Here is a 13,198-nt window from a genome sequence, read left to right as displayed (position 1 = left end):
CTCGCCGTCACCGTTCGAGGAATTGCAGATGAAGTTCGAAGGCACCAGCGCATACGTCGCCACCGATGACCTGAAGCTGGCAGTCAACGCCGCCATCACCCTGGAGCGTCCGCTGCTGGTCAAGGGCGAACCCGGCACCGGCAAGACCATGCTCGCCGAGCAACTGGCCGAATCCTTTGGCGCCAAGCTGATCACCTGGCACATCAAGTCCACCACCAAGGCCCACCAGGGTCTGTATGAGTACGACGCGGTCAGCCGCCTGCGCGACTCCCAGCTGGGTGTGGACAAGGTCCACGACATCCGCAACTACCTGAAGAAGGGCAAGCTCTGGGAAGCCTTCGAATCCGAGGAGCGGGTGATCCTCTTGATCGACGAGATCGACAAGGCCGACATCGAGTTCCCCAACGACCTGCTGCAAGAGCTCGACAAGATGGAGTTCTACGTCTATGAAATCGACGAGACCATCAAGGCCAAGCAGCGGCCGATCATCATCATTACCTCCAACAACGAGAAAGAGCTGCCGGACGCCTTCCTGCGTCGCTGCTTCTTCCACTACATCGCCTTCCCCGACCGCACCACCCTGCAGAAAATCGTCGACGTGCACTACCCCGACATCAAGAAAGACCTGGTCAGCGAAGCCCTGGACGTGTTCTTCGATGTGCGCAAGGTGCCGGGCCTTAAGAAGAAGCCCTCGACCTCGGAGCTGGTGGACTGGCTCAAGCTCTTGATGGCCGACAACATCGGCGAAGCGGTGCTGCGCGAACGCGATCCGACCAAGGCCATCCCGCCCCTGGCCGGCGCCCTGGTGAAGAACGAGCAGGACGTACAACTGCTGGAGCGCCTGGCGTTCATGAGCCGTCGCGGTAGTCGTTAAGAGGCTGATTCCATGCTGCTCAACCTGTTCAATGAAATGCGCGCGGCCAAGGTGCCGGTGTCGGTACGCGAGCTGCTGGACCTGATCAACGCACTCAAGCAGCGCGTAACCTTCGCCGACATGGACGAGTTCTACTACCTCGCCCGGGCGATCCTGGTGAAGGACGAACGGCATTTCGACAAGTTCGACCGAGCCTTCGGCGCCTACTTCAATGGCCTGGAAAAGCTCGATGACCACCTGCAGGCGCTGATCCCCGAGGATTGGCTACGCAAGGAATTCGAGCGTTCCCTGAGCGATGAGGAACGGGCGCAGATCCAGTCCCTGGGCGGCCTGGACAAGCTCATCGAAGAATTCAAGAAGCGCCTGGAAGAACAGAAGGAACGCCACGCCGGCGGCAACAAGTGGATCGGCACCGGCGGCACCAGCCCCTTCGGCTCCGGCGGTTTCAATCCGGAAGGCATCCGCGTCGGCGATGCCGGCAAGCGCCAGGGCAAGGCGGTGAAAGTCTGGGACCAGCGCGAATACAAGAACCTCGACGACTCGGTGGAACTGGGCACCCGCAACATCAAGGTGGCCCTGCGCCGGCTGCGCAAGTTCGCGCGCCAGGGTGCGGCGGAGGAGCTGGACATCGACGGCACCATCGACCACACCGCCCGGGATGCCGGGTTGCTGAACATCCAGATGCGCCCGGAGCGACGCAACAGCATCAAGCTGCTGTTGCTGTTCGACATCGGCGGTTCCATGGATGCCCACGTGAAGATCTGCGAGGAACTGTTCTCGGCCTGCAAGACCGAGTTCAAGCACCTGGAGTACTACTACTTCCACAACTTCATCTATGAATCGGTGTGGAAGAACAACCTGCGTCGCGGTTCCGAGCGCACCTCGACCCAGGACCTGCTGCACAAGTACGGCGCCGACTACAAAGTGATCTTCGTCGGTGACGCCGCCATGGCGCCCTACGAAATCACCCAGGCCGGCGGCAGCGTCGAGCACTGGAACGAAGAAGCCGGCTATGTGTGGATGCAGCGCTTCATGGAGAAGTACAAGAAGCTCATCTGGATCAATCCCTACCCGAAAGACACCTGGGGCTACACCGCTTCGACCAACATCGTTCGCGAGTTGATCGAAGACCAGATGTACCCGCTGACCTTGCGTGGCCTGGAAGAAGGCATGCGCTTCCTGTCCAAGTAAGCGGCGCGGGACCGTCAAGCAAGGCCTTGCGGCCTTTTCGCAGCCTCGCCAAGGCTCGACAGCGGCTACAGGAAATCCCCTGTAGCCGCTGCCGCAGGCTGCGAACGGTCGCGAAGCGGCCGCCTTCAGCCACTACCCAAACCTGCGCAAGAATGCCACCTGCTGCCGATGCGCCGTTTCCTGCACCACCGGCGTCAATCGCACCTCGCTGCCCGGCAAGCACTGCGCCAACCGCGCCAGTGACAAGGGGGTCAACGCCCCCAATCGCGGATAGCCGCCAATGGTCTGCCGATCATTGAGCAGGATGATCGGCTGGCCGTCCGGCGGCACCTGGATCGCCCCCAGGGGAATGCCCTCGGAAATCATCGGCCGGCCCTGATACTGCAAGGTCGGTCCCAGCAAGCGCGCGCCCATGCGATCAGCGCGGCTGTCCAGGGTCCAGGTGCTGTTGAAGGCGTCGAACAGGCTCAAACCGCTGAACTGGCCGATCTGCGCGCCCAGAATCACCTCCAGGGGTGCTGCGCATTGCCAATCCGGCAACTGCGCAGCCGACAAGCTCCTGAGCGCACCGCCAGTCCCCGAATAACTCAAGGCCCCGCCCTCGCTCAGGGCCCGGCCATGACCATCCGGGCCGCCCAAGGCTTCGCGCAACACACTGGCGCAACTGCCCAGCACCTTGGGCGCGTCAAATCCGCCAGGGGCTGCCAGGTAGGCCCGGGCGCCGAAGAAAGGTTGAGTAAAACGCAGGCGCTGGCCCTTTTGCAGGATGAAACTGCGTCCCGGGCTCAAAGGCCGCTCATCGACATATGCCCCCAGATCGGCCCCGGCCAGGGCCAGCAGGCAATAGTCCTCGGCCAACAGGGTGAAACCGCCCAGGGTGATTTCCACCACCGGCGCATCCAGGGCATTGCCCAGCAGCCAGTTGGCCCAGGACATCGACACCCAATCCAGCGCCCCGCCCTGGGTCACGCCCAAATGGCGCACGCCAAAACGCCCGGCATCCTGCAGCAGGCACAGCGGGGTGCTGGCCTCGATCATCAAACGGCTCATGCCGGCACCTCCAGCGGCGTGTCATCGCCCCCCAGGCGCAGGAACTCGGCCCGCTCCACGGCAGCAAAGCGCACGCGGTCCCCCGGCTGCATCAGGCTGTAGCCTTCGCGTTCGCGATCGAACAGGCGGCTCGGGGTCCGGCCGATCAGGTTCCAGCCTCCCGGCGATACCACCGGGTAAGCGGCGGTCTGGCGTTCGGCGATCCCCACACTGCCCGCCGCCACCCGCTTGCGCGGGGTGTTCAGCCGCGGCGCCGCCAGCGCCTCTTCCACCAGCCCCATGAAGGCAAATCCGGGCGCGAAACCCAGGGCGAACACTTGATATTCACGCTGGCTGTGACGCTCGATCACCTCAGGCACCGACAGCCCGCTGCGCCGGGACAACAGCGCCAGTTCCGGCCCGACACTGAGGTCGTACCACACCGGCAGCACATGCTCGCGCCCGGCCTGAGTGGTACTGGGCGCCAGATCGGTCAAGGCGACCGCGATCCGCTGCCGAGCCTCGGACGGACTCAGGGCCAGCAGGTCGTAATGCACCATCAACGTGGTATAGGACGGCACCAGGTCGATCAGAGACTCGCCAAAGGCCCGCCGCAGCCCTTGGGCGGCGGCCAGCATCCAGGGCATGTTGTCCTCGGCGATCACCTCGAACAAGCGCACCATCAGGCAGTCGATGGCGACGACTTCAACCTGTGGCTTCATAGGCCGGACTGCTGGTTCAAGGCCTCGCGAATGCGCTGCACGGCAGCCACCGAACTGGCGTTGTCGCCGTGCACGCACAGGGTGTCGGCCTGCAGCAGCAAGGCGCTGCCGTCGCTGGCGGTCAGGGTGTCGCCCCGAGCGATGGTCAAGGCCTGCTGGAGAATGGTCTGCGGATCGTGATGCACCGCGCCCGGCAACTGCCGCGACACTAGATGCCCGGCGTTGTCGTAGGCACGGTCGGCAAAGGCCTCGAACCACAGGGTCACGCCGTATTCATCGCCCAGGGCCTGGGCCGTGCTGTTATCCCGCGTGGCCATGAGCATCAGCGGCAGTTGCGGGTCGTAGGCCGCCACCGCCTGGATCACCGCCCGCAACTGGGTCGGCTTGGCCATCATGTCGTTGTACATCGCGCCGTGGGGTTTGACGTAGCTGACCCGCGCGCCCTGGGCCCGGCAGATGCCGTCCAGCGCGCCGATCTGGTAGTGCAGCAGGTCACGAATCTCCTCGGGCGAATAGCTCATGGAGCGGCGGCCGAAACCGGCCAGATCCTGATAGGCCGGGTGCGCACCGATGCGCACGCCGTTGGCCAGGGCCAGGGTCACGGTCTTGCGCATGATGCCCGGGTCGCCGGCATGGAAGCCGCAGGCAATGTTGGCGCAGTCGATAAAGGGCATCACCTCGGCATCCAGGCCCAGGGTCCAGTTGCCAAAGCTCTCGCCGATGTCGCAATTCAATAACAGGCGGCTCATGGTCAGTGCTCCTGTGGTTCTTGTTGTGGGTCAGCTGCAGGGCTGTCGCGCAATGTCCGCGCAGATTATCAGTTAGCGCGCCTCAAGTTCCTTGCCGCGGGTTTCCGGCAGGCTCAGGGCCGCCAGCACCACCACGCCGTAGGACACCGCGGCAAAGCTGCCGATGGCCACGCTCAGGGGTACATGCTGGCTCAGCAGGCCGATCAGCAGCGGGAACAGCGCCGCCAGCGCCCGGCCGCTGTTGTAGCAGAAACCCTGACCGGAACCGCGGATACGGGTGGGGAACAGCTCAGTGAGGAACGCCCCCATGCCGCTGAAAATGCCTGAAGCGAAGAAGCCCAGGGGAAAGCCCAGCCAGAGCATCACGGCATTGCTCACCGGCATTTGCGTATAGAGCAGGACAATGGTGAAAGAGCCGGCGGCGAACAGCACGAAGTTCTTCTTGCGGCCGAGAATATCCGTCAGGTAGGCGCTGATCACATAGCCCACGTAGGAGCCGGCGATCACCATGGCCAGGTAGCCGCCGGTACTGAGCACGCTCAAGCCGCGCTCGGTCTTCAGATAGGTCGGCAGCCAGAAGGTGATGGCGTAGTAACCACCCTGGGCCCCTGCCGCCAGCAAGGAGGCGCGCAGGGTGGTGCTGAGAATCCCCGGGGCGAAGATCTCGTAGAACCGCGCCGGGTTGCTTGGCGCTTCACGTGCCTTGGTTGCCCGGTAGACCTCGGGGTCCTTGACCAGGCGACGAACGAAGATCACGAAAATCGCCGGCAGGATGCCCAGCAGAAATAGTCCGCGCCAGGCGTCCTCCGGCGGCAGCAAGGAGAACAGCAGCGCATACAGCAGCGCCGTCAGCCCCCAGCCCAGGGCCCAGCCGGACTGCACCATGCCCACCGCCTTGCCACGGTTCTTGGCGCGGATCACCTCACCGATCAGCACCGCCCCGGCGGTCCACTCGCCGCCGAATCCAAACCCCATCAAGGTGCGGGCGATCAGCAACTGTTCGTAGTTCTGCGCAAGACCGCAGAGAAAGGTGAAGACGGCAAACCACAGCACCGTGAGTTGCAGGGTGCGTACCCGGCCGATGCGGTCGGAAAGAATCCCGGCGATCCAGCCTCCCAGGGCGGAGGCCAGCAAGGTACTGGTATGGATCAGGCCGGCTTCGGCGGAAGTGATGCCCCACAGCGCGATCAAGGTCGGGATCACGAAGCTGAGCATCTGGGTGTCCATGCCATCCAGGCCGTAACCTATCTTGCAGCTCCAGAATGTCCGGCGTTCCTGCTGGTTGATGTCCCGGTACCAGTCAAACGGGCCGGCGCGGCGCGGAGCCTTGGCGGCCAATGTTTCGGGCGCACTCATGGCGATCTCCAGGGTAGTGTTGTTGGTATTGTTCTGGGCCCCGACGACGCATATCGTGGGTCGGGCCATTCTTCGGTTCAGGCACAACCTGCGTCCAACTAATAAAAACCGCCCCAAGGCATAAGAAAAGTTGATCCCATGAATCTCAAGTTTCTCGAAACCTTCGTCTGGGTAGCGCGGCTCAAGAGCTTCAGCCTGACCGCGGAAAAACTCTTCACCACCCAGGCGGCAATCTCCAGCCGTATCGCGGTGCTGGAAGGCGAACTGGGGGTGAAGCTGTTCCTGCGGGACTCGCGGGGCGTCAGCCTGACCCCGCAAGGGCTCAAGGTGCTGGAGCACGCCGAGCAGATGCTCGACACCCTGCAGGTGCTGAAACAGTCCATCGAGGCGCCGTCGAGCAAGGTCGGGCGGATTCGCATCGGGGTCATGGATACGGTGATCCACACCTGGCTCAGCCCCCTGGTGGCGGAAATGATGGATCACTACCCGCAAGTGGAAATCGAACTGGTGGCCGACACCTCGCTGAATCTCTGCGACCAGCTGCAAAAAGGCTTTCTCGACCTGGTGCTGCAGACCGACTTGCTGCGCCAGGAAAGTATCCGCAGCCGGGAGCTGGCCAGCCACCCGGTGGGCTGGATTGCCGCCAGCAACTCGATCTACAACCGCGACTACGCCAATCTCGCCGAGCTGGCCCGGGAGCGGATCATCACCTATTCGAAGAACTCCCTGCCCCACCAGCAGGTACTGAGCCTGATGCAGGCCAACGGGGTGCTGGCGCCACGGCTCAATTGCGTCAACTCGGTGTCGGCCATCACCCGCCTGTTAAGGGACGGCTTCGGGATTGGCGCCCTGCCGCCGGTGCTGGTCCGCGAGGAACTAGCCCGTGGCGAACTCACCTTGCTGGCCATCGACCAGCGCCCGCCCAACCTGCAGGTGGTGGTGTCGTGGCGTGTGGGCGTGGAGCTGGTGGAGGATATCGTGGAGCTGTGCCAGCGCGTGGTGCAGCGCTATGGGCAGAAGGTCGGCGAGGATCAGCTGGTTCTGATCGCCCCCCAGTAAACATCGCCATCACACCCCGCGTAGGAGCTGGTTTGCCAGCGAAGGCGATCTGCAGCCAGGCGCAAGCCACGCGGCCGCTTCGCCGGCAAGCCGGCTCCTACAGAGGTCAGAGGCCCTTTAGGTCGCGCTCTTCGATCGGACGGCTCTGGCGCAGGCGCCGCCCGCCCAAGACCACCCAGTCGATCAGGCGATACAGGCACTCAAGGCCGAAGGACAGCAGCAAAGCGCCGCTCATGCCCCAGATCATCGCTTCCGGGGTCAGCAGGATCTGGTAGCTGTAGCCGTCCCAGGTTTCCTTGCGGATATCCGGGTCGGCTGCCAGGGCCACTTGCAGTAGGCGGATGTACCACGGGCCCTGCATCGCCTGGTATTGCTTGTCCAGGGCCAGCTGACGATGGAGCAAACCGCTCAAGCTTTCGGCATCGCTGCGAAACACCGGGTCTTCGCTGGCCCGGTAATGGGCCACCAGCGCATTCAGATCGCCCTTGAAGAATTGCTGCGCGGTGCCCTGGAAGCCCCGCAGGCTGTTCTGCGACTCAATCAAGTGGGCTTCCACGCGCTTGGCGTAGTCGCTGATGAAACCCGGCACTTGCACACCGATCAACAGGCCGGCGGCGAACAACACCAGCCGCAGATAACTGAGCAACATAGAGATGTCCTTATTCGGTCTGGCCGTGGCTGACGCATTCACCGCGCCGCCACAGGCTCCATTGGCCCGGCTGATAGCGGGTCCAGGTTTCGTTTTCGGTCAGAGGTTCGGTGGCGATCACCGTCACAACGTCGTTGGGGGTGGTTTCCGCCTGGAAGTCGACAATCACATCGACATCCTTGAGCCGGGCCGGGCCGAACGGCGCGCGCCGGGTGATCTGCGCCAGCTTGGTGGAGCAGAAGCAGAACAGCCAGTCGCCGTCGCTGAGCAAGCCGTTGAACACACCCTTGCTGCGGTACTCGCTACAGGCCTGGATCAGGGTCGGCAGCAGTTGCTCGACCTCCACCGGTTCGGGAAAGGCTTCGCGCACCCGGTTGAGCAAGTCACAGAAGGCCGCCTCGCTGTCGGTATCGCCCACTGGACGATAGAAGCTGGTCTGGGGCTGGAAGTCCGCCAACTGACCGTTATGGGCAAAGCACCAATTGCGGCCCCAGAGTTCACGGACAAAGGGATGGGTGTTGGCCAGGCAGACCTTGCCGACGTTGGCCTGGCGGATATGACCGATGACCACTTCGCTCTTGATCGGGTAGCGCTGTACCAGGTTGGCCACTTCCGACTCGCTGCTGGCCGCTGGGTCCTGGAACAGCCGCAGGCCGCGGCCCTCGTAGAAGGCGATACCCCAACCGTCGCGATGGGGGCCGGTGCGGCCGCCGCGTTGCATCAGCCCGGTAAAGCTGAAGACGATATCGGTCGGTACATTGGCGCTCATGCCCAATAACTCACACATGCTCGGACTCTCGCTGCAATGCCGGGGCCAGGTTACAGACGCGGCTCGACCCGCGTGTTCAGGGGGGTGCCCGCAGCTGGCGGACGACCATAACGGTCATTGCCGGCACCGCCAAAGGGCTGGTCATCCTCGACTTCGGCAGCCTTGGCCGCGGCTTGCGCCGCTTCGTTGCGCTGGCGGCGTTCATTGGCGGCACGCTCGATGGGCCAGCGGATCAGCACGAACAGCAGGTACACGCCAAAGGCGATCATGCCGTACATGAACAAATCGGACACCGCGCGCCAGGCGTTGTTGCCGACCTTGAAGGCCATATCCAGGGCAGTGATGGCCACCGCCGGGGCAAATTTTTCCTTGACCGGGTCGATGATGGTGGGACTGAACAGCAGCACCGCCACCAGTACACGCAGCGGCTCGCGCAGCCAGCGCCACATCCAGCGGGTCAGGCGCATCCACACCAGCAGGCAGCCCAAGGCGGCAAAGGCGTAAAGGCCCCAGGCGATCAGATAGTCGTTCTCGGTCATGGTGTCCATGGCAAGGCAGGCAAAGAGGCGCTTATGATAACGACTTTTCCCGTGTCAGGCTGCACCGCCGTCTGCCAAGCCCTCATTTGTCTTCGTTCGAGAGCCACCCATGCCCCTACCCGCCAACGACAGCAGCGCCCCGATTGCCCACAAGGCCGAAGGCGCTGACCCGTATGCCTGGCTGCAGGAACGCGACACCGACGCGGTGCTCGACTACCTGAACGCTGAAAACAGCTACCAGGAAGCCCGGCTGGCCCACCAGGCGCCGCTGCGCGAGACACTGTTCCAGGAGATCAAGGGGCGAATCCTCGAGACCGACCTGTCCCTGCCCTCCCCCTGGGGCCCGTACCTGTATTACACCCGCACCACCGCCGGTGACGAATACGCCCGGCACTACCGCTGCCCGCGCCCGGCAGACGACAGCCTGACGGTGGACGAAAGCCGCGAGCAGCTGCTGCTGGACCCCAATGCCCTGGCCAACGGTGGCTTCTTCTCCCTCGGCGCCTTCAGCATCAGCCCCGACCACCAGCGCCTGGCCTACAGCCTCGACACCACCGGCGAGGAAATCTACACCCTGTTCATCAAGGAGCTGTCCAACGGCAAGGTCAGCGAGCTGTCCTTCGACAACTGCGACGGCAGCATGACCTGGGCCAACGACAGCCTGACCCTGTTCTTCGGCGAACTGGACGACACTCACCGCCCGCACAAACTGTTCCGCTACCGTCTGGACGGCACGGCCGCCGAGGAAGTGTTCCACGAACCGGACGGACGCTTCTTCCTGCACTGCTACCGCTCAAGCTCCGAGCGCCAATTGCTGCTGTCCCTGGGCAGCAAGACCACCGGCGAAACCTGGGCCCTGGATGCCGCGCAGCCGCAGTTGCCGTTCACCTGCCTGGCGCCACGGGTCGAAGGCCATGAATACGATGTCGATCACGGCCAGCTCGACGGCCAGTGGACCTGGTTCATCCGCAGCAACCGCGAAGGCATCAACTTCGCCCTCTACCAGGCTGCGGACGAAGGCGTTATCCCCGAGGAAAGCGACTGGCAACTGCTGGTCCCGCACAACCCCGAGGTGATGCTCGATGGCGTGACCCTCAATGCCGGCGCCATGACCCTGAGCCTGCGCGAAGGCGGGCTGCCGATCATCGAAGTGCATCCCCAGGACCTGCCCGTGTATCGCGTACAACTGCCGGATGCGGCCTACAGCCTGCACGTGCAGAACAGCCTGGAGTTTTCCAGCGATCGCATCCGCCTGCGCTACGAGGCGCTGAATCGCCCGGCCCAGGTACGCCAGCTGCAACTGGCCGACGGTCAACAGCAAGTGCTCAAGGAAACCCCGGTGCTGGGCCCCTTCGACGCCGATGCCTACGTCAGCCAGCGCCTCTGGGCCACCGCGGCCGACGGTACCCAGGTGCCCATCAGCCTGGTGGTCAAGCGCGAGTGCCTGGGCCAACCGACACCGCTGTACCTGTATGGCTACGGCGCCTATGGCGAGAGCCTCGATCCCTGGTTCTCCCATGCCCGCCTGAGCCTGCTGGATCGCGGCGTGGCCTTTGCCATCGCCCATGTGCGTGGCGGTGGCGAGCTGGGGGAAGCCTGGTATCGCGCCGGCAAGCAGGAACACAAACAGAACACCTTCAGCGACTTCATCGCCTGCGCCGAGCACCTGATCGCCCAGGGCCTGACCAGCGCCCAGCAACTGGCCATCAGCGGCGGCAGTGCCGGCGGCCTGTTGATCGGCGCCGTGCTCAACCAGCGTCCCGAACTGTTCCGGGCGGCCATCGCCGAAGTGCCCTTCGTCGACGTGCTCAACACCATGCTCGACCCGGACCTGCCACTGACCGTCACCGAGTACGACGAATGGGGCAATCCCGAGGAGCCTGAGGTCTATGAACGGATCAAGGCCTACGCCCCCTACGAGAATGTCCGGGCCCAGGCCTACCCGGCGACCCTGGTGATCGCCGGCTACAACGACAGTCGCGTGCAGTACTGGGAAGCCGCCAAATGGGTGGCCAAACTGCGCGCCACCAAGACCGACGACAACCTGCTGCTGCTCAAGACCGAACTGGGTGCCGGCCATGGCGGCATGAGCGGCCGTTACCAGGGATTACGTGACGTAGCCCTCGAATATGCCTTTATCCTGAACATTCTGGGCCTGGACTGAGGAACTACCTGCGGCGCTCTTGTCTTAACTCTGGACCGCCGCCGGCAACCGCCGGACCGGGCCTGCGCCCGTGCAACAGACACAAGAAAAAGACCCTGATCCCATGTCTGAACCCACCTTACTGAACAACGAGATCCGCGACTGGCTGATGGACTGCGGCCTGTTCGACCAACTGCAACCCGCCGACTTCAACGCGGCGGCCGGCTATTTCAGCATCAGCAGCATCGCCGAAGGCGAAGCGATCTTTCGTGAAGGCGATGCCGGCAGTTTCATGTGCATCATCCACAGCGGCCAGGTGGCCGTGCAAAAGAGCACCCTGGACGGCCAGCCCCTGACCATCGCCACCCTGCGCAGCGGCCGGGCCTTTGGCGAAATGGCAGTGCTCGATGGCGAGCGACGCTCGGCCACCTGCGTGGCGGCCAGTGATTGCCAGTTGCTCAACCTGGGCAAGGACTCCCTGGAGAAGATGCTCAACGATGCGCCGAAGATCGCCGCCAAGATCATCCGCGCCCTGGCTATTTCCCTGTCCAAGCGCCTGCGCATGGCCGACGGCCAGTTGCTCGCACAGCAGATCTAGGCTCCTTGCACCTTGGCCTTGTTGTCATTCTGCTCCAGCCCCGGCAGGGTCTGATCCTTGGGCGGCTTGGGCATGTCGATGGGCGGCAGCAAGGGCGCACTGCCACTGCTGCCGGTTTTCGGCGTGCTGGGTGGGGTCACTTGCGGATAAGGCGTGGGGGTGGCCGTGCCCGGGGTGCCTAGGGTCGGCGTCGGGGTCACCACCGGGGCGCTTTGCGGCTCGTCGGCCAGGGCCGGGCCAGCACTCAGCGCCAGGGCGGCGGTCAGGGCGAGCGCCGCTTGGGCAATCACCGTTAGAATAGTGCGCTTCATCAATGGCTCCATTGCTATTGTCTGGCGTCAGGCTACTCCCAACCGGGAGCTTTTGCCTTCCTCAATGAGATCTCCATGAAACGTTTCGTACTGCTGGACACCACTGCGATTCCCGACAACGGCGGTGCCTTGTGCCTGTTCGAATACGGTGAGGATTTCGTCATCAAGATCCAGGGCGGCGACGGCGGCCAATTGATGAACACCCGTATGCACGGCTCCGAGGACGCCCTGGCGCAGATTCCCTGCAGCAAGGTCGCCGGGCGCCCGAACTCGCGGGTGCTGATCGGCGGCCTGGGCATGGGCTTCACCCTGGCCGCGGCCCTCAAGCACCTGGGCCAGAGCGCCGAGGTGGTGGTCGCCGAACTGGTGCCCGGAGTGGTGGAGTGGAACCGCGGCCCGCTCGGGGAAAAGTCCGGCCGGCCGCTGCTGGACCCGCGCACGGTGATCCGCCTGGAAGACGTGGCCAAGGTCCTGCAGGCCGAGCCCCAGGGCTTCGACGCGATCATGCTCGACGTCGACAACGGCCCCGAAGGCCTGACCCAGAAAGCCAACAGTTGGCTCTACTCCAGCGCCGGCCTGGCCGCCTGTGCCCGCGCTCTGCGGCCCAAGGGCATTCTTGCGGTGTGGTCCGCCAGCGCCGACCAGAAGTTCTCCGAACGCCTGCGCAAGGCCGGCTTCAAGGCCGAGGAAGTGCAGGTGTACGCTCACGGCAATCGCGGCACCCGGCATACCATCTGGATTGCCGAGAAGCTCAAGGCCTGAGCTAAACTTTGTCCATTACCGTCATTAGTCCTTCTACAAAGGTGAACCCATGAGTTCGTCCACTCCCCCGTCCAACACCGCCAAGCTGGACCGTATCCTTGCCGACGCCCAGCGCGACCGGGAAATGGGCTACCGCGACAAGGCGCTGAAGATGTACCCCCACGTCTGCGGCCGCTGCGCCCGGGAGTTTTCCGGCAAGCGCCTGAGCGAGCTGACCGTGCACCACCGCGATCACAACCACGACAACAACCCCCAGGACGGTTCCAACTGGGAACTCTTGTGCCTGTACTGCCATGACAACGAGCACTCGCGCTACACCGACCAGCAGTACTTCGGCGAAGGCTCCCTGAGCACCCCGAAAATTGCCAAGGCGACCCACAACCCGTTTGCCGCCCTGGCCGGGTTGATGAAGAAAGACGACGAGTAAGCTTTTCGCGGGCCAGCCGC

General features: G+C 63.8%; 15 protein-coding genes. 7 read left to right on the top strand and 8 right to left on the bottom strand.

Translation table 11 applies throughout. The features are described 5' to 3' along the window. Positions 1-28: 28 nt before the first annotated feature. The gene (locus PFZ56_RS13340; RefSeq protein WP_011059855.1) at positions 29-874 is read left to right on the top strand and encodes a MoxR family ATPase; all 846 of its coding nucleotides are present in this window, start codon (positions 29-31) and stop codon (positions 872-874) included. A gap of 12 nt (positions 875-886) precedes the next feature. Further along, complete coding sequence (locus PFZ56_RS13335) at positions 887-2,065, top strand: VWA domain-containing protein (RefSeq protein WP_102861652.1); 1,179 nt, start codon at positions 887-889, stop codon at positions 2,063-2,065. A gap of 132 nt (positions 2,066-2,197) precedes the next feature. Here the strand turns inward: PFZ56_RS13335 and PFZ56_RS13330 are convergent, their stop codons facing one another. The 4 genes from PFZ56_RS13330 to PFZ56_RS13315 form a co-directional block, all read right to left on the bottom strand. Further along, on the bottom strand, positions 2,198-3,115 hold the full coding sequence (locus tag PFZ56_RS13330; protein WP_170001322.1) for a biotin-dependent carboxyltransferase family protein: 918 nt from the start codon (positions 3,113-3,115) through the stop codon (positions 2,198-2,200). Continuing rightward, positions 3,112-3,816, bottom strand: a complete 705-nt coding sequence (gene pxpB / locus PFZ56_RS13325) for a 5-oxoprolinase subunit PxpB (RefSeq protein ID WP_115581810.1) — start codon at positions 3,814-3,816, stop codon at positions 3,112-3,114. The genes PFZ56_RS13330 and pxpB overlap by 4 nt, the downstream gene beginning before the upstream one ends. Next, complete coding sequence (locus PFZ56_RS13320; protein ID WP_170001323.1) at positions 3,813-4,565, bottom strand: 5-oxoprolinase subunit PxpA; 753 nt, start codon at positions 4,563-4,565, stop codon at positions 3,813-3,815. Before PFZ56_RS13320 ends, pxpB begins: the two co-directional genes overlap by 4 nt. Before the next feature lie 72 nt (positions 4,566-4,637). Then, on the bottom strand, positions 4,638-5,921 hold the full coding sequence (locus PFZ56_RS13315; protein ID WP_102861648.1) for an MFS transporter: 1,284 nt from the start codon (positions 5,919-5,921) through the stop codon (positions 4,638-4,640). A 138-nt stretch (positions 5,922-6,059) separates the two neighbouring features. Between PFZ56_RS13315 and PFZ56_RS13310 the strand changes: the two genes are divergently transcribed. Beyond that, positions 6,060-6,980, top strand: a complete 921-nt coding sequence (locus PFZ56_RS13310; RefSeq protein ID WP_102878752.1) for a LysR family transcriptional regulator — start codon at positions 6,060-6,062, stop codon at positions 6,978-6,980. A 106-nt stretch (positions 6,981-7,086) separates the two neighbouring features. Here the strand turns inward: PFZ56_RS13310 and PFZ56_RS13305 are convergent, their stop codons facing one another. From PFZ56_RS13305 to PFZ56_RS13295, 3 genes are read right to left on the bottom strand one after another with little or no spacing between them, the layout of a single operon-like run. Further along, the gene (locus PFZ56_RS13305; protein ID WP_170001324.1) at positions 7,087-7,629 is read right to left on the bottom strand and encodes a DUF2937 family protein; all 543 of its coding nucleotides are present in this window, start codon (positions 7,627-7,629) and stop codon (positions 7,087-7,089) included. Between the two features lie 10 nt (positions 7,630-7,639). Further along, positions 7,640-8,416, bottom strand: a complete 777-nt coding sequence (locus PFZ56_RS13300; RefSeq protein ID WP_110595098.1) for a class II glutamine amidotransferase — start codon at positions 8,414-8,416, stop codon at positions 7,640-7,642. A 32-nt stretch (positions 8,417-8,448) separates the two neighbouring features. Beyond that, a complete protein-coding gene (locus tag PFZ56_RS13295; RefSeq protein WP_102861644.1) occupies positions 8,449-8,946 on the bottom strand; it encodes an MFS transporter in 498 nt (165 codons plus the stop codon). Positions 8,947-9,046: 100 nt separating this feature from the next. Here PFZ56_RS13295 and PFZ56_RS13290 point away from each other — a divergent pair, with 100 nt between their 5' ends. Together PFZ56_RS13290 and PFZ56_RS13285 are read left to right on the top strand one after the other, a co-directional pair. Continuing rightward, entirely contained in the window at positions 9,047-11,101 is a 2,055-nt protein-coding gene (locus PFZ56_RS13290; protein WP_170001325.1) for a S9 family peptidase, read from the top strand. A 103-nt stretch (positions 11,102-11,204) separates the two neighbouring features. After that, on the top strand, positions 11,205-11,678 hold the full coding sequence (locus PFZ56_RS13285; protein ID WP_102861642.1) for a cyclic nucleotide-binding domain-containing protein: 474 nt from the start codon (positions 11,205-11,207) through the stop codon (positions 11,676-11,678). On the opposite strand, the gene PFZ56_RS13280 is transcribed toward PFZ56_RS13285, so the two are convergent. After that, on the bottom strand, positions 11,675-11,989 hold the full coding sequence (locus tag PFZ56_RS13280) for a hypothetical protein (protein ID WP_102861641.1): 315 nt from the start codon (positions 11,987-11,989) through the stop codon (positions 11,675-11,677). The two genes, PFZ56_RS13285 and PFZ56_RS13280, sit on opposite strands and share 4 nt — an antisense overlap. A 75-nt stretch (positions 11,990-12,064) precedes the next feature. Here PFZ56_RS13280 and PFZ56_RS13275 point away from each other — a divergent pair, with 75 nt between their 5' ends. Together PFZ56_RS13275 and PFZ56_RS13270 are read left to right on the top strand one after the other, a co-directional pair. Then, the gene (locus tag PFZ56_RS13275; protein ID WP_102878749.1) at positions 12,065-12,751 is read left to right on the top strand and encodes a spermidine synthase; all 687 of its coding nucleotides are present in this window, start codon (positions 12,065-12,067) and stop codon (positions 12,749-12,751) included. 49 nt (positions 12,752-12,800) lie between these two features. Beyond that, positions 12,801-13,178: a YajD family HNH nuclease gene (locus tag PFZ56_RS13270; protein WP_102861639.1), complete on the top strand. Its 378-nt coding sequence runs from the start codon at positions 12,801-12,803 to the stop codon at positions 13,176-13,178. The last annotated feature ends 20 nt before the right edge of the window (positions 13,179-13,198 follow it).

Source organism: Pseudomonas danubii, from assembly GCF_042980055.1.
Classification (GTDB): Bacteria; Pseudomonadota; Gammaproteobacteria; order Pseudomonadales; family Pseudomonadaceae; genus Aquipseudomonas; species Aquipseudomonas danubii.
This window is presented reverse-complemented; position numbering and strand designations above follow the sequence as displayed.

Coding starts and splice junctions, on each gene's coding strand:
- PFZ56_RS13340 (WP_011059855.1), top strand. CDS start 29: ATGAAGTTCGAAGGCACCAGCGCATACGTCGCCACCGATGACCTGAAG.
- PFZ56_RS13335 (WP_102861652.1), top strand. CDS start 887: ATGCTGCTCAACCTGTTCAATGAAATGCGCGCGGCCAAGGTGCCGGTG.
- PFZ56_RS13330 (WP_170001322.1), bottom strand. CDS start 3,115: ATGAGCCGTTTGATGATCGAGGCCAGCACCCCGCTGTGCCTGCTGCAG.
- pxpB (WP_115581810.1), bottom strand. CDS start 3,816: ATGAAGCCACAGGTTGAAGTCGTCGCCATCGACTGCCTGATGGTGCGC.
- PFZ56_RS13320 (WP_170001323.1), bottom strand. CDS start 4,565: ATGAGCCGCCTGTTATTGAATTGCGACATCGGCGAGAGCTTTGGCAAC.
- PFZ56_RS13315 (WP_102861648.1), bottom strand. CDS start 5,921: ATGAGTGCGCCCGAAACATTGGCCGCCAAGGCTCCGCGCCGCGCCGGC.
- PFZ56_RS13310 (WP_102878752.1), top strand. CDS start 6,060: ATGAATCTCAAGTTTCTCGAAACCTTCGTCTGGGTAGCGCGGCTCAAG.
- PFZ56_RS13305 (WP_170001324.1), bottom strand. CDS start 7,629: ATGTTGCTCAGTTATCTGCGGCTGGTGTTGTTCGCCGCCGGCCTGTTG.
- PFZ56_RS13300 (WP_110595098.1), bottom strand. CDS start 8,416: ATGTGTGAGTTATTGGGCATGAGCGCCAATGTACCGACCGATATCGTC.
- PFZ56_RS13295 (WP_102861644.1), bottom strand. CDS start 8,946: ATGGACACCATGACCGAGAACGACTATCTGATCGCCTGGGGCCTTTAC.
- PFZ56_RS13290 (WP_170001325.1), top strand. CDS start 9,047: ATGCCCCTACCCGCCAACGACAGCAGCGCCCCGATTGCCCACAAGGCC.
- PFZ56_RS13285 (WP_102861642.1), top strand. CDS start 11,205: ATGTCTGAACCCACCTTACTGAACAACGAGATCCGCGACTGGCTGATG.
- PFZ56_RS13280 (WP_102861641.1), bottom strand. CDS start 11,989: ATGAAGCGCACTATTCTAACGGTGATTGCCCAAGCGGCGCTCGCCCTG.
- PFZ56_RS13275 (WP_102878749.1), top strand. CDS start 12,065: ATGAAACGTTTCGTACTGCTGGACACCACTGCGATTCCCGACAACGGC.
- PFZ56_RS13270 (WP_102861639.1), top strand. CDS start 12,801: ATGAGTTCGTCCACTCCCCCGTCCAACACCGCCAAGCTGGACCGTATC.